This is a genomic window from Altererythrobacter sp. GH1-8, from assembly GCF_043702085.1.
Lineage (GTDB): Bacteria > Pseudomonadota > Alphaproteobacteria > Sphingomonadales > Sphingomonadaceae > Erythrobacter.
On the sequence record NZ_CP171690.1, the window covers coordinates 2,182,286 to 2,201,211 of the forward strand.

19 protein-coding genes and 1 tRNA gene are annotated in these 18,926 nt (G+C 58.8%); 7 read left to right on the top strand and 13 right to left on the bottom strand.

Going from position 1 to position 18,926, the window contains the following annotated elements; genetic code table 11:
* Positions 1 to 131: 131 nt before the first annotated feature.
* Complete coding sequence (gene gyrA, locus ACG9DO_RS10620) at positions 132 to 2,972, top strand: DNA gyrase subunit A (protein WP_394727708.1); 2,841 nt, start codon at positions 132 to 134, stop codon at positions 2,970 to 2,972.
* A 35-nt stretch (positions 2,973 to 3,007) separates the two neighbouring features.
* On the opposite strand, the gene ACG9DO_RS10625 is transcribed toward gyrA, so the two are convergent.
* The gene (locus ACG9DO_RS10625) at positions 3,008 to 3,667 is read right to left on the bottom strand and encodes a lysoplasmalogenase family protein (protein ID WP_394727710.1); all 660 of its coding nucleotides are present in this window, start codon (positions 3,665 to 3,667) and stop codon (positions 3,008 to 3,010) included.
* Positions 3,668 to 3,733: 66 nt separating this feature from the next.
* Here ACG9DO_RS10625 and trmFO point away from each other — a divergent pair, with 66 nt between their 5' ends.
* Positions 3,734 to 5,101 carry a methylenetetrahydrofolate--tRNA-(uracil(54)-C(5))-methyltransferase (FADH(2)-oxidizing) TrmFO gene (gene trmFO, locus ACG9DO_RS10630; RefSeq protein WP_394727712.1) on the top strand — a complete coding sequence of 456 codons (1,368 nt, stop codon included), beginning with the start codon at positions 3,734 to 3,736 and terminating at the stop codon, positions 5,099 to 5,101.
* A gap of 4 nt (positions 5,102 to 5,105) precedes the next feature.
* Here trmFO and ACG9DO_RS10635 read toward each other — a convergent pair whose 3' ends face one another.
* Both ACG9DO_RS10635 and ACG9DO_RS10640 read right to left on the bottom strand, forming a co-directional pair.
* Positions 5,106 to 5,573, bottom strand: a complete 468-nt coding sequence (locus tag ACG9DO_RS10635; protein ID WP_394727714.1) for a hypothetical protein — start codon at positions 5,571 to 5,573, stop codon at positions 5,106 to 5,108.
* A gap of 36 nt (positions 5,574 to 5,609) precedes the next feature.
* The gene (locus tag ACG9DO_RS10640) at positions 5,610 to 6,269 is read right to left on the bottom strand and encodes a hypothetical protein (RefSeq protein WP_394727716.1); all 660 of its coding nucleotides are present in this window, start codon (positions 6,267 to 6,269) and stop codon (positions 5,610 to 5,612) included.
* Between the two features lie 171 nt (positions 6,270 to 6,440).
* Between ACG9DO_RS10640 and ACG9DO_RS10645 the strand changes: the two genes are divergently transcribed.
* From ACG9DO_RS10645 to ACG9DO_RS10655, 3 genes are read left to right on the top strand one after another with little or no spacing between them, the layout of a single operon-like run.
* A complete protein-coding gene (locus tag ACG9DO_RS10645; RefSeq protein ID WP_394727718.1) occupies positions 6,441 to 8,033 on the top strand; it encodes a pilus assembly protein TadG-related protein in 1,593 nt (530 codons plus the stop codon).
* 23 nt (positions 8,034 to 8,056) lie between these two features.
* Positions 8,057 to 8,506 carry a TadE/TadG family type IV pilus assembly protein gene (locus ACG9DO_RS10650; protein WP_394727720.1) on the top strand — a complete coding sequence of 150 codons (450 nt, stop codon included), beginning with the start codon at positions 8,057 to 8,059 and terminating at the stop codon, positions 8,504 to 8,506.
* Positions 8,503 to 8,937: a TadE/TadG family type IV pilus assembly protein gene (locus ACG9DO_RS10655; RefSeq protein WP_394727722.1), complete on the top strand. Its 435-nt coding sequence runs from the start codon at positions 8,503 to 8,505 to the stop codon at positions 8,935 to 8,937. Before ACG9DO_RS10650 ends, ACG9DO_RS10655 begins: the two co-directional genes overlap by 4 nt.
* Before the next feature lie 78 nt (positions 8,938 to 9,015).
* Here ACG9DO_RS10655 and ACG9DO_RS10660 read toward each other — a convergent pair whose 3' ends face one another.
* The 3 genes from ACG9DO_RS10660 to ACG9DO_RS10670 all read right to left on the bottom strand — a co-directional run bounded on the left by ACG9DO_RS10660 (position 9,016) and on the right by ACG9DO_RS10670 (position 11,949).
* Complete coding sequence (locus ACG9DO_RS10660) at positions 9,016 to 10,401, bottom strand: pyruvate dehydrogenase complex E1 component subunit beta (RefSeq protein ID WP_394727724.1); 1,386 nt, start codon at positions 10,399 to 10,401, stop codon at positions 9,016 to 9,018.
* Positions 10,401 to 11,480, bottom strand: coding sequence for a pyruvate dehydrogenase (acetyl-transferring) E1 component subunit alpha (gene pdhA / locus ACG9DO_RS10665; protein ID WP_394727726.1), 1,080 nt, complete (start codon positions 11,478 to 11,480; stop codon positions 10,401 to 10,403). Before pdhA ends, ACG9DO_RS10660 begins: the two co-directional genes overlap by 1 nt.
* Positions 11,481 to 11,643: 163 nt before the next feature.
* The gene (locus ACG9DO_RS10670; RefSeq protein WP_394727728.1) at positions 11,644 to 11,949 is read right to left on the bottom strand and encodes a septum formation initiator family protein; all 306 of its coding nucleotides are present in this window, start codon (positions 11,947 to 11,949) and stop codon (positions 11,644 to 11,646) included.
* 169 nt (positions 11,950 to 12,118) lie between these two features.
* Here ACG9DO_RS10670 and ACG9DO_RS10675 point away from each other — a divergent pair, with 169 nt between their 5' ends.
* The gene (locus tag ACG9DO_RS10675; protein WP_394727730.1) at positions 12,119 to 12,964 is read left to right on the top strand and encodes a mechanosensitive ion channel family protein; all 846 of its coding nucleotides are present in this window, start codon (positions 12,119 to 12,121) and stop codon (positions 12,962 to 12,964) included.
* A 10-nt stretch (positions 12,965 to 12,974) separates the two neighbouring features.
* On the opposite strand, the gene ACG9DO_RS10680 is transcribed toward ACG9DO_RS10675, so the two are convergent.
* From ACG9DO_RS10680 to grxC, 4 genes are all read right to left on the bottom strand, one after another.
* Positions 12,975 to 13,051, bottom strand: a tRNA-Arg gene (locus tag ACG9DO_RS10680).
* Positions 13,052 to 13,118: 67 nt separating this feature from the next.
* Positions 13,119 to 13,592 carry a DUF1178 family protein gene (locus tag ACG9DO_RS10685; protein ID WP_394727732.1) on the bottom strand — a complete coding sequence of 158 codons (474 nt, stop codon included), beginning with the start codon at positions 13,590 to 13,592 and terminating at the stop codon, positions 13,119 to 13,121.
* Between the two features lie 27 nt (positions 13,593 to 13,619).
* A complete protein-coding gene (locus ACG9DO_RS10690; RefSeq protein ID WP_394727734.1) occupies positions 13,620 to 14,411 on the bottom strand; it encodes a carbon-nitrogen hydrolase family protein in 792 nt (263 codons plus the stop codon).
* A gap of 24 nt (positions 14,412 to 14,435) precedes the next feature.
* Positions 14,436 to 14,699: a glutaredoxin 3 gene (gene grxC, locus ACG9DO_RS10695; protein WP_394727736.1), complete on the bottom strand. Its 264-nt coding sequence runs from the start codon at positions 14,697 to 14,699 to the stop codon at positions 14,436 to 14,438.
* 182 nt (positions 14,700 to 14,881) lie between these two features.
* On the opposite strand from grxC, the gene ACG9DO_RS10700 reads away from it, so the two are divergent.
* A complete protein-coding gene (locus tag ACG9DO_RS10700; RefSeq protein ID WP_394727738.1) occupies positions 14,882 to 15,373 on the top strand; it encodes an Hsp20 family protein in 492 nt (163 codons plus the stop codon).
* A gap of 399 nt (positions 15,374 to 15,772) precedes the next feature.
* Here ACG9DO_RS10700 and ACG9DO_RS10705 read toward each other — a convergent pair whose 3' ends face one another.
* The 3 genes from ACG9DO_RS10705 to tpiA form a co-directional block, all read right to left on the bottom strand.
* Positions 15,773 to 17,407 (bottom strand): CTP synthase, encoded by a 1,635-nt coding sequence (locus tag ACG9DO_RS10705; RefSeq protein ID WP_394727740.1) that lies wholly within the window; start codon positions 17,405 to 17,407, stop codon positions 15,773 to 15,775.
* Between the two features lie 95 nt (positions 17,408 to 17,502).
* Positions 17,503 to 17,883, bottom strand: a complete 381-nt coding sequence (secG, locus tag ACG9DO_RS10710; RefSeq protein WP_394727742.1) for a preprotein translocase subunit SecG — start codon at positions 17,881 to 17,883, stop codon at positions 17,503 to 17,505.
* A 95-nt stretch (positions 17,884 to 17,978) separates the two neighbouring features.
* Positions 17,979 to 18,737 (bottom strand): triose-phosphate isomerase, encoded by a 759-nt coding sequence (gene tpiA / locus ACG9DO_RS10715; RefSeq protein WP_394727744.1) that lies wholly within the window; start codon positions 18,735 to 18,737, stop codon positions 17,979 to 17,981.
* Positions 18,738 to 18,926 lie beyond the last annotated feature (189 nt).

The window sequence follows — 18,926 nt, forward strand, 5'->3', positions numbered from 1 at the left end:
GTCTGAACGGGTTGGACCTATGTGTGGATAAAGGCCGGAAATCCGCCTAAATGGGACGGTGATCGGTGGCGAAGAGCAGCCTCAATCCCTACATTCGATGCTCAAGTTGATAGACCAGAATTGGGCGTATTTTGAGCGACGAAACTGAAACCCTTCCAGCTGCCTCACCGCTAGGTGAGTTTGAACGTGTAGACATCGTCGACGAGATGAAGACGAGCTACCTCGATTACGCAATGAGCGTAATCGTGGCGCGCGCGCTGCCGGATGTGCGTGATGGCCTGAAGCCAGTGCACCGCCGCATCCTGTTCGCCTGCAAGGAAGGCGGCTTCGTCGCGGGCCGTCCTTATCGCAAGAGCGCGAAAATCGTGGGTGACGTGATGGGTAACTACCACCCTCACGGCGATGCTGCCATCTATGATGCTCTTGCCCGGATGACGCAGGATTGGTCTCTGCGGGTACCGCTGATTGACGGCCAGGGGAACTTTGGCTCGATGGACCCCGATCCGCCGGCCAGCATGCGCTACACAGAGGCGCGGCTCGCGCGTGTCGCGAACAGCCTGCTTGATGATCTCGACAAGGACACGGTCAATTTCGTGGACAACTATGACGGCTCCTTGAAGGAACCGCAGGTGCTTCCCGCGCGGTTTCCCAACCTGTTAGTCAATGGCGCAGGCGGGATTGCAGTCGGCATGGCGACCAATATCCCGCCGCACAATCTGGGCGAAGTAATCGATGGTTGTCTCGCTTTCATGGACAAGCCTGAAATCACTTCCGAAGAATTGATCGGGTATATTCCCGGGCCTGATTTTCCGACCGCCCCACTGATCCTGGGGACAAGCGGAGCAAAGGCGGCCTACACAACAGGTCGTGGTTCAATTCTCCAGCGGTGCCGCCACGAAATCGAGGAAAAGCGCGGCGATCGCCGCTCGATCGTGCTCACCAGTATGCCGTTTCAGGTCGGCAAGGCCGGGCTCGTCGAAAAGATCGCGGAAGCTGCCAAGGACAAGCGGATCGAAGGCATCTCCGACATTCGCGATGAATCGAGCCGAGAAGGCATCCGCGTCGTGGTTGATCTGAAGCGCGATGCGTCACCGGAAGTCGTGCTCAACCAGATCTGGCGTTATACCCCGGCGCAGTCGAGCTTCCCCGCCAACATGCTGGCCATCCGGGGTGGCCGACCGGAAGTTCTGACGCTACGCGATATCGTGCAGGCCTTTATCGCGTTTCGCGAAGAGGTCATTACGCGGCGAACCAAGTTTGAGCTCAACAAGGCGCGTGATCGGGCGCACATCTTGCTCGGCCTTGTGGTTGCGGTATCCAACCTCGACGAAGTGGTCACCATAATTCGCGGCGCCGCCAACCCCGCTACAGCGCGCGAAAGACTGCTCGCAAAGGAATGGCCGATTGGCGATATCGCACAGTATATCGCGTTGGTTGAAGCGATCGAGCCATCCACGGACGAAGCAGGTGGAACCTATCGCCTGTCAGAGCGCCAGGTTAAGGCAATTCTCGACCTGCGCCTGCATCGCCTGACGGCACTCGGCCGGGATGAAATCGGAGGCGAGCTGGAAGAGCTTGCCGGAGCGATCGCGGAATATCTTTCGATCCTCGCGGACAGGGTGAAGCTCTACGACGTAATGCGCGAAGAGTTGCTGGAGATCCGGGCGACATACGCGACACCTCGCGTCTCGGAAATTGCGCCCGCGTGGGACGGCCTGGAAGATGAGGACCTGATCGAGCGCGACGAAATGGTCGTGACGGTCACTCATGGCGGCTACATCAAGCGCACGCCGCTAGCCACTTTCCGCGCCCAGGCGCGCGGCGGAAAGGGCCGCAGCGGGATGGCGACCAAGGATGAAGATGCAGTTGTCGAGATGTTCGTCACTTCGACGCACAACCCGGTCCTGTTCTTCACCAATACGGGTCGGGTTTATCGCTTGAAGGTCTGGAAGCTGCCCGAAGGGGGGCCGCAGACCAAGGGCAGACCGATGGTGAACCTGCTGCCGCTTGGCGATGATGAACGAGTCACGAATGTACTGCCTCTGCCTGAGGATGAAGAGGAATGGGCACGGCTCAACATCATCTTCGCTACCGAGCAGGGCATGGTGCGGCGCAACTCCATGGATGCTTTCACCAACGTCCCTACCAACGGCAAATACGCGATGGGCTTTGTCGAGGGCAGTGGTGACAAGCTGATCGGCGTCCACCTGCTCGAAGAGACACAGGAAGTGTTCCTCGCGAGCGATGCGGGCAAGGCGATCCGTTTTTCAGCCACCGATGCGCGCGAAACCAAGAGCCGAACCGGCATTGGTGTGCGGGGGATGACGCTCAAGGACGGCGCGAAGGTCGTTTCCATGGCGGTTCTCGACGCGGGTGAGACCGACACTGAAGTGCGCGATGCTTATCTGCGTGCAGCGGCGTGGAAGAACAATGAGAACGAGCATACGCTCGATGCGGCGAAAGTCGCCAAGATGGCAGAGGCTGAGGAATTCATTCTAACGCTGACCGCCAATGGCTACGGCAAGATTTCGTCGGCTTATGAGTACCGCACGATTGGCCGTGGCGGCCAGGGACTGACTAATATTGGCGAGCCAAGCGACAAGGATCGCAATGGACCGGTTGTGGCAAGTTTCCCGGTCAAGCATGGCTCGCAGCTGATGCTGGTCACTGACCAGGCCAAGCTGATCCGCTTGCCGATCCAGTTGCGCCATCTGGTCGAGGGCGGTTTCGAAAATCACGAAGGTTTTTCGATCTCCGGCCGTGGTTCTTCAGGCGTGCGCATCTTCAATGTCTCCAAGGGCGAGACGATTGTCGGCGCGGCCCTGATCGATGAAACCGAAGAGCCTGAGAACGAGGCAGAGGACGCAGTGGTTGAGGAGCTGGTCGGAAGGCGAGGCGGCGATGACGTCACTGCGCCTGAAACCACCCCGCAATCCGACAAGGATTTGGGTGAGGAGCCGCCAGAAGCCTAAAATTGTAGCCTGGGTTGGAAGTCCAGCTCTGACGTCTAGTCCTCTTCCGCCAGCTCGTGACGCAGTGTCTGGACGACGCCGGTCGCGATCATGAATTGCCCGATGTAGTAAAGCGGCCAGATCAGCAGGGCTGCAAGGGCAGGTTCGGGCCGCGTCCCCATGCGGGCGAAGATGAAAATGTCTGACGCGACGAACAACACTGCGCCAATCCCAACTCGATAACGGGGAAAGCGGCTCATCCAGGCAGCTGCGGCCATAGCGCCCAATGTCAGCCCGTAGACACTCGCAAGCAAATCCTGCGTGAGAAACCACGCAATGGCAGGTGCGCCGAAAAGCAGAGCAGCAGCAAGTCCTTTCTGGCTGATCGTCGAATGGTGCCTCGGAAAGCGAATGTAAAACAGCACAGCCACAATATGCGCCAGCGCAAAGATCCCGGCACCGATCTCCAGCCATAAATCCAACGCCACGTCGGCGATCGCGCAAAGCGCCAGAACAGCAGCAATGTGCCAGGCTGCCGAACCTGAAGCACGGTGAGCGGCGTATGCGGCCAGCGCCCCTACCCCTGCCCCTTTGACCATGATGATCCAGACCTCGCCCAACGCGCTGTCACTTACATCGAGCAGGAAGTACGCCACCGCTGCGATGATGCTCGCCAGAAGCCACGGACGGTGTTCAATCAAAGCACGTTTGGGCATGTTTTGCTCCCTTGCTGCACCGCTAGGGCTTGATGGTGGCGCAGCGCAAGCCTAACTGCGCATCCCATGGCACAGGATATCCACATTATCGGCGGCGGGCTCGCCGGATCGGAGGCTGCCTGGCAGCTTGCGAAGCGTGGCTTCAAGGTACGCCTGTCCGAAATGCGCGGCAGCGGAGAAATGACGCCTGCGCACCAGACTGACGGGCTTGCAGAACTGGTCTGCTCCAACTCCTTCCGCTCTGATGATGACACTAAGAACGCGGTCGGCTTGCTGCACCATGAGATGCGCGCACTCGATAGCCTGATCATGCGTGCTGGCCACAAGGCCCAGGTCCCTGCTGGAAGCGCCATGGCAGTGGATCGCGATGCCTTCTCCGCCGAAGTTCAGCGCACGTTGGTAGAGCATCCCAATGTCACGATCGTGCGCGAGCGCGTGGATGCCTTGCCCTCCTCCGGTCCGACAATCGTTGCGACAGGGCCGCTCACCGCGCAGTCACTGGCGCAAAGCATCGTTGCAGCAACCGGACAGGAACGGCTCGCCTTTTTCGATGCGATTGCGCCGATCGTGCACCGCGAAAGCATCGACATGTCGAAGTGCTGGATCCAGAGCCGCTGGAACAAGCGAACCGAAGCCTCGAACGAGGACGGTGATTATATCAACTGCCCGATGACCAAGGAGCAGTACCTCGCTTTCCATCAAGGGCTGATAGACGGCGAGAAAACAGAATTTCGCGAATGGGAAAAGGACACCCCCTATTTCGACGGGTGCATGCCGATTGAAGTCATGGCAGCGCGCGGGGTTGAAACGCTGCGTTATGGCCCGATGAAGGGTGTCGGGCTCGACAATCCTTACGATACCACCGAGGAGCATCCGCAAGGGCGCTGGCCCTATGCCGTGGTGCAGCTGAGGCAGGATAACAAGCTGGGCACATTGTGGAACATGGTCGGTTTCCAGACCAAACTGAAATATGGCGCACAGATTGAGCTGTTTCGGACCATCCCAGGTCTTGAGAATGCGGAATTCGCACGGCTCGGCGGGCTCCACCGCAACACGTTCCTAAATTCGCCGCTCGTTCTTGACCGCCAGTTGCGTCTGAACAACGCGCCGCATATCCGCTTTGCCGGCCAAGTAACCGGGTGCGAGGGCTATGTTGAGAGCGCAGCTGTCGGGCTGATGGCGGGAATGATGGCCGCGCATGAACTGGCAGGCCGCCCATGGCGCGAAATTCCGCGTACCACGGCCATGGGGGCCCTGCTCGCACATATCACTGGCGATGCTCAGGCGGACAGCTTTCAGCCGATGAATGTCAATTTTGGCCTGTTTCCACCGCTACATGAGGTGAGCAAGAAGCAGCGCAAGGAAGCCTATACAAGCCGCGCCAAGGCAGACATGGCTGATTGGATCGCAGCTGGAGAACCCGTGCCGGCCTGACCGCTTAGCATTCACAGCTGGGCTTGCGTGTGGTCGGGGTCGATGGCCGTGCGGTTGTCGCAAACTCGCGCTGCGTCAGCTTGCCATCGCTGTTCCCATCCGCGCCTTCGAAACGCTCGACAGTCGTCACCGCCCATTCCTCGAAGGTAAGCAAGTTGTTGCCGTCCTTGTCGAGCTTGCGGAACGCGTCAGACCGCGTTGAAAGCATTTCGTTGCGCGTGATGACAAGATCTCGGTTGCGATCGTAGCGGAAGAAGCGGCGTTGCTCACGCGTGAGGTCACTGGCCTCAGGCGGCGTTGGACCTGTCATGTCAGCTGGGTCTGTAATCGGCAGAACCGAAGGGTCAGACGGCGTAAGCGCAGCAGGCGGTGGCGGTGCATTTGCTTCCACCTGAGCGCGGGTCTGCCACCAAGACAGCCCGACACCCGCCATGAGAAGGCCCACAAACACGCCTAATACTATCCGCCCCATCGGCAAACTCCTAGCATGACAGCAAAATAGCGCGAACTAGCGGCCAAGCAAGCCGACACGCAGTGCCAGCAGTGCCGCCCCTCGCCCCTCCATCAGCGGCCGACCGCCTGCCTTGAGCGCGCGCATCGCCAAGGCATCGAGAACAGCAAGCCCGCGCAAGCTTCGTGGCAGCCTGGCGGGACCGGCCTTTTGATCTGGAGCGCCTGATACGAAGCGCGCCCGTTCGTCGGCATCACAGATATGCGCCGCAGCGTCGGCCAAGGCCCAGCGCGTTCCCTTGACGATGCACATTTCGCGTTGTTGCTGGTCAGCTGATGCGGCGAGCATGGCGAAAGGCGCTGCTCGCCCTCGCCCGAATTCCCGTATCTGTTCCCCTGCCAGAGCGTCCTCAGCAACGAGAATTTCCCACGCATTGACAAGCATCACGAGGCTTTCCTCGCGTCCGCTCCAATGCGTGCTGACAGCGTCAAGCACCGCGTCACCGGTTGGCCTTTCAGCAACCGAGCTCGAAAGCATGTCGCGCCACCATGCAAGCCGCATCTGGCCGAGCATCGGTTCGGTCGTCTTGGAAACGATCTGAGCCAACCTGCGATCAAGCGCGAAACTGGCTTCCAATGCGGGACGCAGCGCAGCCGGTGTGTAAGCCAGCGCGAGACGTTGCTCATCCTTCAATGCTTCAAGGTGATCGCGCTCCATTAGGAAGCTCTAAACCGTTTGCTCCGTATGATTGTCAAGCAGGCATACTCTTAACGAGCGTGCGGGTTGAGAACAGAAACCTCTCATTAACCACGCCAATGAACGGACCGGCTACCTTGCCTGTTCTATAAGCGCGCACTGGACCAATTACTATTCGCAGGAACGACATCGATGAGCGCACTGAAGAAATTCGCACGACGTCTTCGCCGCAATACCAGCGGGAACACCGCCCTTTTGGTGGGCCTCGGTATGCCAGCGTTGATCGGCGGCGCGGGCTTTGCGGTCGACACCGCTCAGTGGTATCTGTGGAAGCGTGAATTGCAATACGCTGCTGACCAGGCTGCTCTTGCAGGGGCATGGGCGCGTGGCAATGGTGACACGGGAACGGTCTATCAGACGCGCGCCGGGCAGGAATTTGCGGTCAACCTGCAAGTCACGAACGGCAATTCCCCCACGCACACTTCTGCACTTGCTGACTATCTGGGGGGCACGGACAACAGCGTTGTCGTGACTGCTTCAGTCACCGGCAGTCTGCCATTCAGCAATTTCGTGATGGGCCGGGCTGCAACGGTCAGCGTCCGCTCTCAGGCGATCTGGGAATCGGAAGCCGCCTACAACCCCTGTATTCTCGCAGTTAAGCCAAGCGGTAGCCGCGGTGTATGGTTCAACGGTGGCCCGAACGTGAACGCCCCTTGCGGCATCGGCGCAGTTTCTGACAGCAATGGCTCGGTTGCGATCAGCGGTAACTCGGGAACCTACGATGTCGGCTTCGTTGTTACAGCAGGCACAGTGACCGATACCCACGGCGGTTTTGCCAGCGCCGAAGTGGTCGAAAATTCTGAAGGCGTGTTCGATCCGTTTGAGGATTTGACCCCGCCCGATAACCCGACACCGCGAACCCTTAGCTGTGCCGGGAGTTCAAACCCCTGGACCGCGGACGAGACCCAAACCGAAGTGGTCACCTTCAACTATTATCAGGGTCGTAACGCGCGGCAGGCAGAATCCGGCGGGACTGTGACCTACACTGGAGGAGCGGGTACTCCTGCTTCAACGGATACTCAGACCTTTACTGGTCAAAGCTATTCGACAGAGCCGGTCCCTGGTGTCCAGACGGTAGTCGGCAGTCTCACCGCAATCGACGGTCGTGGCCCCGACACGATTTGGGAGCAACCCGTTACAACCACCACGTTCACATATTCGAACATCGTCTACTCCGTTCCGACCGGAACACAGCTCCCCGGCACTTACACAGACTTCCAGCTGAGCTGCGACACAGTCCTGGCAGGTGGTATCTACGTCATCGATGGAGGAAGTTTGATCGTCAATGCGTCCTACTCGCTCACGGGTAATGGCGTGATGTTCGTTCTCAAGAACGGGGCTGACTTCAGAATCAACGGTGGCGCCGCAGTAAACCTGTCTGCGATGACCCAGCTCGAATTGATCGCTGCAGGAGTCGATGCCGACGATGCCGAAAAGCTCGAAAACATGCTGGTATTCGAGCATCGCGACTCAAATTCGAACAATCGAAACCTGATCAATGGTAACGCATCAACCCAGCTCAGCGGTGTGATCTACACACCCAACAGCCCGGTTGATCTTCTGGGTACCATGGCAGGAACCAGCGGGACTGGCCGCTGCCTGATGATCGCCGCGAACGAGATCCAGATTGGCGGTACAGCCGATTTGACCACGTTCTGCGATCCCTCAACGCCCAATCCAGTCTACTCCGTCAACGGTGGTACTCGCGTGAGGTTGGTCGCATGATCCAGAAACTTGCCAATCTCTGCATGCAGTCATCCAAGCGATTGAACTGCGACGATCGTGGTGCTGTCGTGATCGAAACGGCTTTTGTCGTTCCGATCCTCGCTGTGCTCGCGCTTGGCGGGTTCGAGGCTTCCATGATCATTTCGCGCAATGCCGAGCTACAGGTGGCCGCCGCCGAAGCCGCTGCTATCACGCTTGCCAGGGCACCGGACGAAGCGGCTGAGCGTGACACGCTCGAAGATGTGATTGAAGCTTCAACCGGTCTCACCGATGCGCAGGTGACCTTGCGTCAGCTTTATCGCTGCGACGCCGAAACCACCATGCGTACCACCGAGACAGACTGTGCCTCGACCGCAGTCATTTCCGAATATGTCGAAATCCGCATGCGGGATACATACAACCCCGTTTGGTCCGACTTCGGCTTCGGCAATCCGATAAATTACGACATCCGCCGCAGGGTTCAGATCTCATGATGACACAATTCTTTGCCAGGCTTAAGCGCGACGACGAGGCCGCTGCAATCATCGAATTCGCCATTCTTGCGCCGGCGTTCCTGGCGCTGTTGCTGGGCGTATTTCAGATCGCCATCAACATGCAGGCGATGAACGCGATGCGCGGCGCTGCCTCGGATACAGCGCGCTACGCAGTGGTCCAATACCAAATCGGCAATGAAGTAACGAACGACCAAATCCGGATTGAGGCGGAACGCATCGGCGAAAGCCTGCCTTATGCTCTCGACCGGAATTTTTCGGCCTCGGTCACTAATGCGTTCACTCAGCGAGTCGATGGCGCGTTCGAGCGGACCCTGACCGTACGATATACGCCGCCAGCGGTGTTCCCGTTCTTCGACTGGACGTCGCAGCGGCTGAACTTCCAGCGACCGATCTTCATGATCGACGAATAGAGGAAACTTTGGTTCGTCACGAAAAAGGGCCGCTGTGGAATTTCCGCAGCGGCCCTTTTCTGTGGTGCGAAAGTTTATCTAGTCTGCATAGCAAACCTTTTTCACCGCTGCGACGATCCGCGGTGTGTCAATCAGCGCGAGCTTTTCGAGGTTGGCAGCATAGGGCAGCGGCACGTCTTCATTGCACACGCGCAGTACCGGTGCATCCAGGTGATCGAAGCCCTCTTCCATGCAGATCGCGATCACTTCTGACGCAATCGAACATGTCGGCCAGCCCTCCTCTGCGATCACCAGGCGATTGGTCTTGGCGAGACTGTCGAGGATGGCTTGCTTGTCGAGCGGACGCAGCGTGCGCAAATCGATGACTTCCGCATCGATTCCCTCGCTTGACAGCTGCTCTGCCGCTTCAAGCGCGAAGCCAACGCCGATGGAATAGCTCACGATTGTGACGTCCGAGCCTTCGCGCATGATCCGCGCCTTGCCGATGGGCAGGACATAGTCGTCCAAATCCGGTACGTCGAAGCTGCGACCATAGACCAATTCGTTCTCAAGGAAGACGACCGGGTCCTCGCTGCGGATTGCAGCCTTCATAAGGCCTTTTGCATCCGCGCTGTCATAGGGAGCGATCACGATCAGACCCGGAACAGACGCATACCACGGGCCGTAGTTCTGGCTGTGCTGTGCGCCGACACGGCTTGCGGCGCCGTTAGGCCCCCGAAATACAATTGGGCAGCGCATCTGGCCGCCTGACATGTAATTCGTCTTGGCCGCCGAGTTGATGATGTGGTCGATCGCCTGCATCGCGAAGTTGAAGGTCATGAACTCGACGATGGGGCGCAGGCCACCCATCGCAGCGCCAGTCCCGATACCGGCAAAGCCATATTCGGTAATAGGCGTGTCGATGACGCGCTTGGGCCCGAACTCATCAAGCAAGCCTTGCGTGACCTTGTACGCACCCTGATATTCAGCCACTTCTTCGCCCATCACGAACACACGCTCGTCACGGCGCATCTCTTCCGCCATGCCGTCGCGTAGCGCTTCGCGAACGGAGACCTGCGTAAAGCTGGTACCTTCAGGGATTGCAGGATCGGACTTTGGTTCAGCCTTGGGTCTTTCCGGAGTGATCTCGGTTGCAGCGGCGGGAGCTTCCGTTTCGGCCGGTTCCGGTTCGGCGACTTGCGCCTTGTCACCGCTTGGCGCGGATATATCGCCTGCATCCTCGCCCTCTTCAGCGAGCATCGCGATCACCGTGCCAACAGGGACGTTCTCGGTGCCCTCTGCGACCATGATCTTAGCGAGCACGCCTTCGTCGACCGCTTCAAATTCCATCGTCGCCTTGTCGGTTTCGATCTCGGCAATGATGTCGCCAGCTGTGATTTCATCGCCTTCCGCTTTAAGCCACTTGGCAAGCGTGCCTTCTTCCATGGTCGGTGAAAGCGCGGGCATCTTGAGTTCGATTGCCATCAGTACTTCTCCACCAATACGTCGGTGTAGAGCTCTGAAGGCTTCGGCTCTGGCGAAGTCTCAGCAAAGTCTGCCGCTTCTGCGACCGTCGCGCGGATCGCCTTGTCGATGGCCTTCAAGTCGTCCTCGGTCTTGCCTTTCTCCAGCAGGATTTTCTTGAGGCCTTCAATCGGATCGCGTGTGTCGCGCATCCCCTGCACTTCATCGCGGCTGCGATACTTTGCCGGGTCAGACATGGAATGTCCGCGATAGCGATAGGTGTTGCATTCCATGAGCACTGGCCCGCGCCCTGCACGGACATGCTCGAATGCAATCTCCGCCGCACCGCGCACTTCCAGCACGTCCATGCCGTTCACGTCCATGCCCGGAATGCGAAAGGCCGTGCCGCGGCGATAGAATTCGGTTTCGGCGGAGGAACGGCTGACCGCTGTTCCCATCGCGTACTGGTTGTTCTCGACCACGAAGACGATCGGCAGGTTCCATAAGGCCGCCATGTTGAATGTCTCGTAGACCTGGCCCTGGTTGGCGGCGCCGTCACCGAAATAGGCCAGGCACAGTCCGCCGTCCTCATTGTACTTGTGCGCAAGCGCCAGCCCGCCGCCCAGCGCGACCTGCGCGCCGACGATGCCATGCCCGCCATAGAATTTGTGCTCGGTGCTGAACATGTGCATCGAGCCGCCCTTGCCCTTGGAAATGCCGGCCTGCCGCCCGGTCAGCTCTGCCATGATGACATTGGGATCAATGCCGTAGGCGAGCATGTGGCCATGATCGCGATAGCCCGTGATCACGCTGTCCCGGTCATTATCGAGCGCGCTCTGCAGACCAATCGCGACAGCCTCCTGACCGATGTAGAGGTGACAGAAACCGCCGATCAGGCCGAGGCCATAGAGCTGGCCTGCCTTTTCCTCGAACCGGCGGATAAGCAGCATTTGCTCATAGAAATGCAGCATCTCGTCTTCGCTGGCATCATAGCGCTTGTTCTTCTCATGCGCCTCCTGCAGCGAATGCAAGGCGAATTCAGTGTCTTCCTCGGTCGCCTTGAGTGTATTGCTTTCGCGGCTTTTCGCTTGCTTGGCCAAGCTCTGTTCCTCGTTGTTTTCTGCCCCTGGGGATGCTCAGGCCTATAGGCGCAAGGATAAGCGCGACGCAACGTAAAGCGCGCGTCCTGCATACGAAATCTTGCTGAATAATTGCCTTGTCAATGGATCGTCAGGCGGTGGAAATCGGCGCAGCAGGTCGCGCTTAGTCTTCGCTCTCGTCCAGCGTGATCACGACTTCATCAGGGTGGACCATATTCATTTCACGCCTCAACAGCTCACCCACAAGGTCCGGATCCGCAGCTGACGGATCGAGCAATTCAACGCGGTTCTTTAATTCGTCCCGCTTTTCCTGCAGCGCAGCGATATGGGCCTTGTGGCTTTCCAGCTTGGCGGAATTCTCGCTCCAGGCGAGTAAACCCGAGGGGCCGGCAATTGCGAATCCAGTCAGCGCGAGCAATCCCAGCAAGGCAAGTCCTTGTCGCAGCTGTTCTTTCGGTTGTTTGCGCATGTTATCCCCCTCGCGGATGCTCACAGAATCACAGTTAACGCGCCGATTCAAGAGATTTGTCGCGCAACCCCCGGAGAACTGGCCAGAATTGCGATGAACGGTTATCTGGGGTGCCAGCAGTTTAGCTCGGCTTGAGCAATGCGGATCGGATTGAAGGGAAATTTTCGACATGATGGCGACGATCGACAATCAGCTGAACGGTATGTGGTACGGCTTTACTGAGGCAATCCCCAGCCTGATGATCGCATTTCTGATCATCCTGATTACGGGTCTGATCGCAGGTTTTGCTGTCAAGATTGTCGATCGGTTGAGCGGCAAGACTGAGCTGCGCCCCTCGCTGCGCGCTCTGCTCGAAACGCTGGTCAAGCTGGGCGTGTGGCTGCTCGGCGTGTTCATTGCGGCGATCGTGGTGTTCCCTGACTTGACTCCGGGAAGCCTGATCGCCGGATTGGGTGTAGGCGCCCTCGCCATTGGCTTTGCCTTCCAGGACATCTTCGAGAATTTTCTGGCAGGCGTGCTGATCATGCTGCGGGAGAAGATGCGGATCGGCGATGTGATCGTATGCGAAGGGATCGAAGGCGCAGTCGAGCATATTACCTTGCGCGAAACGCATCTGCGCCGGGCATCCGGCGAGTTGACCGTCGTTCCCAACGCCTTCCTGTTCAAGAACCCAGTGGAGATCATCACCGATGCTTCTCAGCGCCGCCACGATCTGGTGATTGGTGTCTCCTACGATACCGACCTGGACAAGGCCGCCGAGGTCATCCGCAAGGCGGTTAAGAGCGTGGATGCGGTCGACACGGGCAAAGACATCGATGTCTTTGCAACCGAGTTCAATTCCAGCTCTGTCGATTTTCTTGTCCGCTGGTGGGCTGGATCCAGCGCGGGTGCTGCTGCCACCTCCAAGGATCAGATCATGCGCGCGATCAAGCGGGCCCTGGATGATGCCGGCATCGAGATACCGTTTCCTTACATCACGCATACCTTCAAGGAAGCAGTGCCGCTGGACAAGTAGATATTGGAAGTGGTGACCCCGGCGCGATTCGAACGCGCGGCCCTCAGATTAGGAATCTGATGCTCTATCCTGCTGAGCTACGGGGTCCCGAGGCCCCAATAGCACCACGGGAGATTCTCGCAATAACGCTCCACAGGCCCGAACGGGCAAGCGCTCAATTGAGCTCGTCGGGCGGAGTAAAGGGGGCGAGCAGCGGCGCGACCGGCACGCCTTCTTCCAGCAGTTCCTGCGCCTCTTTGAGCGTCGCCCTGCCGTGGATCGCTTCCAGGTCCTTCTCGCCATAGTGCATGGCGCGCGCTTCATCGGCGAGGTTCTCGCCGACATACCGGCTTTCCTTCAATGCCTTTGCCTGCGCTTCTGCCAGCGCCTGCATTGCCTTTTGCACTTCCGGCGGGATTTGCCCGCCTGCCATCGGGCTCGGCTCGCTCGCTGGATTTTCGCGGGCATCGCGGCGCTGATTGCCCTTTGCCGGAACTGCGGGCGCCATCGGCGCTTTGCTGACGTCTGCCGACCCACAATGGGGGCACGCGACCATGCCGCGGGTCTGCTGATCCTCATAGTCGGAGGAAGAGCCGAACCAGCCTTCAAAACGGTGCCCAGCGGCGCAAGAGAGGTTGAATACGATCATGTGGGAGAATATCCTAGAGGTGACACCTTAATTGGGGATGTCGCGCTTGTTCGCAAGGCTTGGGACTTGTGATCGCACTTCGGCTATGCGGTTCAGGTCGATATCGCAGAAGCCCAGCGCCGGGTCCTCACCGCCCATATCCAGCAGCACTTCCCCCCACGGGTCAACCACCAGCGAGTGGCCATAGGTCTCGCGGCCATCCTCATGCTTGCCGACTTGCGCGGCAGCAATCACGAAGGCGCTGGCTTCGATTGCTCGGGCGCGCAGCAGGACATGCCAATGGGCTTTGCCGGTGGGAACGGTGAAGGCCGCAGGTATCGCAATGGCATCGCATTTGCGTTTGCCAAGCGCTTCGTACAACGCCGGAAACCGCATGTCGTAGCATGTGGTGAGACCAAGCCTTCCGACCGGGGTGTCCTCAATTGTGACCACCTCTCTGCCCGGCTCGTAAGCGCTGCTTTCGCGCCAGGCCTCGCCGGTGGATAGCTCCACATCAAACATGTGGATCTTGTCGTAATGCGCGGGATCCTGGCCTGAGGGGGCAAAAACCCATTGCCGGTTGGCATACCGTCCACTTTCAAGCTGCACTGGCACTCCAACGGTCATCCAGATCTGGTTTGCTCGGGCCGTTTGGGCCAAGCGGGCTGGAAATGGAGACGAAGATTGAGGAAGTATCCGAGGTGCAGCACGCTCCCGGTTGCGATCCAGCAGCAACGCCATTTCAGGCGTGAACAACATCTCTGCCCCGCCCTGCGCGGCGTCGGCCGCCGCCTGTTTCAGGACGGTAAAATTGACTTCAGGATCGATCCCTGAAGTCATTTGCAAGACAGCAATGCGCGTCATTCAGCCTGCCAGAAGCGCGTCGAGCTTGCCTTCGCGCTCTAGCGCCGCAAGGTCATCAGAACCGCCCACATGCGTCTCGCCAATGAAAATTTGCGGGACAGTGCGCGCATTGGGCGCACGATCGAGCATTTCCGCCTTCTTCGGCCCACCGAGAGTTATATCATACTCCTCGTACTGTGCCCCCTTTTTATCGAGCAAGTCCTTTGCGCGAACGCAGAACGGGCAACCGAATTTGGTGTAGATATCGATTTTTGGCTTGGCCATGAATATCCTCTTCGAAGTGCGATCTATCTAGCAACGCCTGAGGTCTTGAAAAGGGGGCAAGAGCGGCCCACATTTTGGGTTAGCCACTGCCTGCCAATTGCGGGGGCAGCGGCCAAACCGGTGCGACGCTGAATGGTCAGGCGCATCACATGTCAAATTGCTCAAGCAAGAGGATTTGTAAAATGGCACGTTTTGATTTCACTCCCTATCGCCGCAACACTGTCGGCTTCGACCACCTGTTCGACATTCTTGAGAACCAGGTGCGCAACAATAACGGTGACAATTACCCTCCTTTCAATATCGAGCGTCGCGGCGAAGACAATTACCGCATTACGCTGGCAGTCGCTGGCTTCCGCCCCGCTGATCTCGATATAACTGCCCAGCAGAACCTGCTGACGATCCAGGGCAAGAAGCGCGATGATGACGGTGTCGTTGGCGACATGCTGCATGTCGGCATCGCCAATCGCGGGTTTGAACGCCGCTTCGAACTCGCCGACTATGTCCGGGTCGAGAACGCGGATCTTGCGGACGGGTTGCTGACCATTGATCTGGTGCGCGAAGTTCCCGAAGCCATGAAGCCCAAGAAGATTGCAGTGAACGGCCAAGCGTCGCTCAAAGCGGTCCCAAATTCAAGCCCAAGTTCGAGCGAAGAGAGCTCCGCTGACGCGGCCTGATAAGCGGCTTGAGCCGGGGCTCGATCAGGTTCGAATTGCGTGAATAAGGGACACAGACTGGGTCCAGTAGTTGGGGGCGGTCGTTAACAGGCCGCCCCCGCGACTAATGTCGCCTTGGTCAGCCTTGCCCGTCCGGGTCGCAGAAGACGGACAAGTCCGAGCCAAGCTCTTTTTCGGCAGCCGAAAGCCACCCAAAACCTTCAATTGTCCAAGGCGCCCCCTTGGTTGCATCATGATCGCGCAATCAACCCGGATGCGATTAGTGTGCAAGACGAGCCCTAGGCAAGCTCATTATCCTTGGCTTGTATGAATGCGCCATAGCGGAAAATCGCCCGGCACCGGCAATCATCGTACCGCTTCAAGTCGAGGGAGGCTCATGCTGCACGCATGAGGCTGTGATCACACCAGGCGCGACTGCTCCAGTGCCGCTTCGATGAAGCCAGCGAACAAGGGATGCGGGTCAAACGGCTTTGACTTCAGTTCCGGATGAAACTGCACGCCGACAAACCACGGATGATCGGGGCGTTCGACAATTTCCGGAAGCAAACCATCCGGCGACATGCCGGAAAACACCAGCCCCTGCTTTTCCAGTGGTGCAATATAGGCGCTGTTGACTTCATAGCGATGGCGATGGCGCTCCGAAATCAATGTAGCGCCGCCGTAAAGGCGCGACACATGACTGTTGCCAGCGAGTTTGGCATCGTAAGCCCCCAGCCTCATCGTTCCGCCGAGGTCGCCTCCCTCTTCGCGCTTTTGCAAGCCTTCCTCGCTCATCCATTCTTCAATGATGCCGACAACCGGTTCGCTTGTCTGACCGAATTCAGTCGAAGATGCCTGGTCAAAACCAGCGCTGCGTGCGCCTTCGATGCATGCCATCTGCATCCCCAGACAAATGCCAAGGAACGGGACCTTGCGCTCGCGGGCAAAGCGGACGCTGGCGATCTTGCCTTCGCTGCCGCGTTCGCCGAATCCACCAGGGACCAGAATGCCGTGGAGCGGCTCAAGCGCGGTTGCGACGTCACCATCATCCTGCTCGAAAATCTCGGCGTCTATCCAGCGGATATTGACCTTGACCCGGTTTGCCATGCCGCCATGGACCAAGGCTTCGTTCAAGGATTTGTAGGCGTCCTGCAGACCGACATATTTGCCGACAACGCCGATCGTTACTTCGCCTTCGGGGTTCTCATAGCGGTCGAGCACATCGTTCCAGCGCGAAAGATCGGGTTCTGGCGCATCCTTGATCCCAAAGCCGCGCAATACCTCGGTGTCGAGACCTTCCTTGTGATACTGGATCGGGACGGCATAAATCGATGATGCGTCGAGCGCCGGAATGACCGCTTCCTTGCGCACATTGCAGAAATTCGCAATTTTCTGACGCTCGCCTTCGGGCAGCGGATGTTCGCAGCGACACAGCAATACATCGGGCTTTATGCCGAGCGAAGCCAGTTCGCGCACGGAATGCTGAGTCGGCTTGGTCTTCAGCTCTCCCGCTGCCGCGATGTACGGCACGAGCGTAACGTGCACGCTGAGGGTTCGGTCCGGCTCCAGCTCGTTGCGGAGCTGGCGAATCGCTTCCATGAAGGGAAGGCTCTCAATGTCGCCGACCGTTCCGCCAATCTCGCACAGGATGAAGTCATGATCGCCTTGATCAGCGAGAGCAAACTCCTTGATCGCATCAGTGACGTGCGGGATTACCTGCACTGTCGCGCCAAGATAGTCGCCCCGGCGCTCTTTCGCGATGATGTCACGATAGACGCGGCCTGAAGTGATGTTGTCGCTCTGACGAGCAGAGACGCCGGTAAAACGCTCGTAATGTCCAAGGTCGAGGTCCGTCTCAGCGCCGTCGTCTGTGACATAGACCTCGCCATGCTGATACGGGCTCATCGTGCCCGGATCGACGTTGAGATAGGGGTCGAACTTGCGAATGCGGACCTTGTAGCCGCGCGCTTGCAGCAGCGCGCCGAGGCTTGCCGCCATGAGACCTTTTCCGAGCGAGGAGACCACGCCGCCGGTGATGAAAATATACCGCGCCATGGGAGTCGGGCCTTAAGGGTCTAAGTGGATTCGTGGCAAGCGAAATGCACCGCTAAAATGCGGCCATCCACAAGCTTGATCGGTTTTGCCTGAACTTATTCGGTTGCGCCCGCCAGAGGGTCTTCGCCAACTGGCGGCTGTTGCGCCGGTGCAGCAAGCGGGTCTGCGCCGGGTGAAGCAAGCGGATCTGCCGGCACAGCGGGGGTCACATTGCGATCAAGCGTCGAGGTAATCTCGTCAGAGCCGGTCGTTTCTACCGCTACCGCAGCCAGCGCGATCGACAGGACCACGAAAGTCACCGCCAGCCACTTGGTTGAACGCGTGAGGAAGTCGGCCGCCCCGCGTGCGCCCATGACACCGCCAGGGCTGCCGCCAATACCCAGACCGCCGCCTTCCGAACGCTGCATCAGGATAACACCAACCAGAGCTGCGGCCACGAGTGCCTGGACAACGGTCAGAAACAGGAAAAGCGACATGATTTACAGCCTGATCAAGAGCAAGGAAGGAATGGAAAACGCGATGTAGGGACAGCAGAACCCCGGGACAAGCCTCTAGCGCCGAAGCGAGTGCCTCAATCCGCAGCTTCCGCTGCTGCGAGGGCGATGCCCATGAAGCTGTCTGCCGAGAGGCTCGCTCCGCCAACCAGAGCGCCATCGACATCCGGCAGCGCCATCAGCTCGCGTGCATTGTCCGGCTTTACTGAGCCTCCGTAAAGGATCCGGATCGCAGCGCCTGCCTCTTCGCCAAACAGTTCCACGAGCAAACCGCGAATTTTCGCGTGCATGGCAGCGACATCATCCGGCGTTGCAGTGTTGCCGGTTCCGATCGCCCAGATCGGCTCGTAGGCAACCGTAAGACGCTCGGCCGGATTTTCTATTTCGGGAAGCGACGCGCGCAGTTGCTGGAGCACGAAGGATTCGGCCTTGCCCTTGTCCCGCGTCTCTGCCGATTCGCCACAACAGATGATGAGGTTGAGACCCGCCTCCAAGGCTGCCTCCGCCTTCTCGCGCACGACAGAATTGCTTTCAGCATGATTCTCGCGCCGCTCGCTATGCCCCAGGATCACGAATTTCGCGCCTGCATCGGCGACCATTGCAGCGGAGATGTCCCCGGTGTGCGCGCCTTCTGTCGCCGTATGGCAATCCTGAGCGCCGACAGCGATCTGTTCCACTTCACGGTGAACGGCGTGAATCAGTGTGAAAGGCGGCGCGACCGCCACCTCAACTCTCATGTTCCGCTGGGCCGCGCGATCAATTGCACGCGCCTCAGACAGCATCGCACGCGTCCCGTGCATCTTCCAATTGCCAACAATATAGGGCCGCTCGGCCATAAGAGTCGTCCTGATCTGTGTTGATTCCTTGAGAGAATCGGAAAAACGTGGCGCCGCCTATATGGCGGCTTGGGCCCGCTCCGCTAGCCATGTTTCACAATCCAGTCAAAACCCCCGCCAACCTGTTGCGGCCAAGTCGCAGGGCGGATAAAGCGCTTTGCGACGGAGAAGACCGCGCTGCTTTACGGC

Coding starts and splice junctions, on each gene's coding strand:
- tpiA (WP_394727744.1), bottom strand. CDS start 18,737: ATGGCCGAGCGGCCCTATATTGTTGGCAATTGGAAGATGCACGGGACG.
- grxC (WP_394727736.1), bottom strand. CDS start 14,699: ATGGCCAAGCCAAAAATCGATATCTACACCAAATTCGGTTGCCCGTTC.
- ACG9DO_RS10635 (WP_394727714.1), bottom strand. CDS start 5,573: ATGGGGCGGATAGTATTAGGCGTGTTTGTGGGCCTTCTCATGGCGGGT.
- ACG9DO_RS10705 (WP_394727740.1), bottom strand. CDS start 17,407: ATGGCGCGGTATATTTTCATCACCGGCGGCGTGGTCTCCTCGCTCGGA.
- ACG9DO_RS10645 (WP_394727718.1), top strand. CDS start 6,441: ATGAGCGCACTGAAGAAATTCGCACGACGTCTTCGCCGCAATACCAGC.
- ACG9DO_RS10650 (WP_394727720.1), top strand. CDS start 8,057: ATGCAGTCATCCAAGCGATTGAACTGCGACGATCGTGGTGCTGTCGTG.
- ACG9DO_RS10685 (WP_394727732.1), bottom strand. CDS start 13,592: ATGATCGTATTCAACCTCTCTTGCGCCGCTGGGCACCGTTTTGAAGGC.
- ACG9DO_RS10655 (WP_394727722.1), top strand. CDS start 8,503: ATGATGACACAATTCTTTGCCAGGCTTAAGCGCGACGACGAGGCCGCT.
- ACG9DO_RS10670 (WP_394727728.1), bottom strand. CDS start 11,949: ATGCGCAAACAACCGAAAGAACAGCTGCGACAAGGACTTGCCTTGCTG.
- ACG9DO_RS10640 (WP_394727716.1), bottom strand. CDS start 6,269: ATGGAGCGCGATCACCTTGAAGCATTGAAGGATGAGCAACGTCTCGCG.
- ACG9DO_RS10675 (WP_394727730.1), top strand. CDS start 12,119: ATGATGGCGACGATCGACAATCAGCTGAACGGTATGTGGTACGGCTTT.
- ACG9DO_RS10700 (WP_394727738.1), top strand. CDS start 14,882: ATGGCACGTTTTGATTTCACTCCCTATCGCCGCAACACTGTCGGCTTC.
- ACG9DO_RS10625 (WP_394727710.1), bottom strand. CDS start 3,667: ATGCCCAAACGTGCTTTGATTGAACACCGTCCGTGGCTTCTGGCGAGC.
- trmFO (WP_394727712.1), top strand. CDS start 3,734: ATGGCACAGGATATCCACATTATCGGCGGCGGGCTCGCCGGATCGGAG.
- secG (WP_394727742.1), bottom strand. CDS start 17,883: ATGTCGCTTTTCCTGTTTCTGACCGTTGTCCAGGCACTCGTGGCCGCA.
- ACG9DO_RS10690 (WP_394727734.1), bottom strand. CDS start 14,411: ATGACTTCAGGGATCGATCCTGAAGTCAATTTTACCGTCCTGAAACAG.
- ACG9DO_RS10660 (WP_394727724.1), bottom strand. CDS start 10,401: ATGGCAATCGAACTCAAGATGCCCGCGCTTTCACCGACCATGGAAGAA.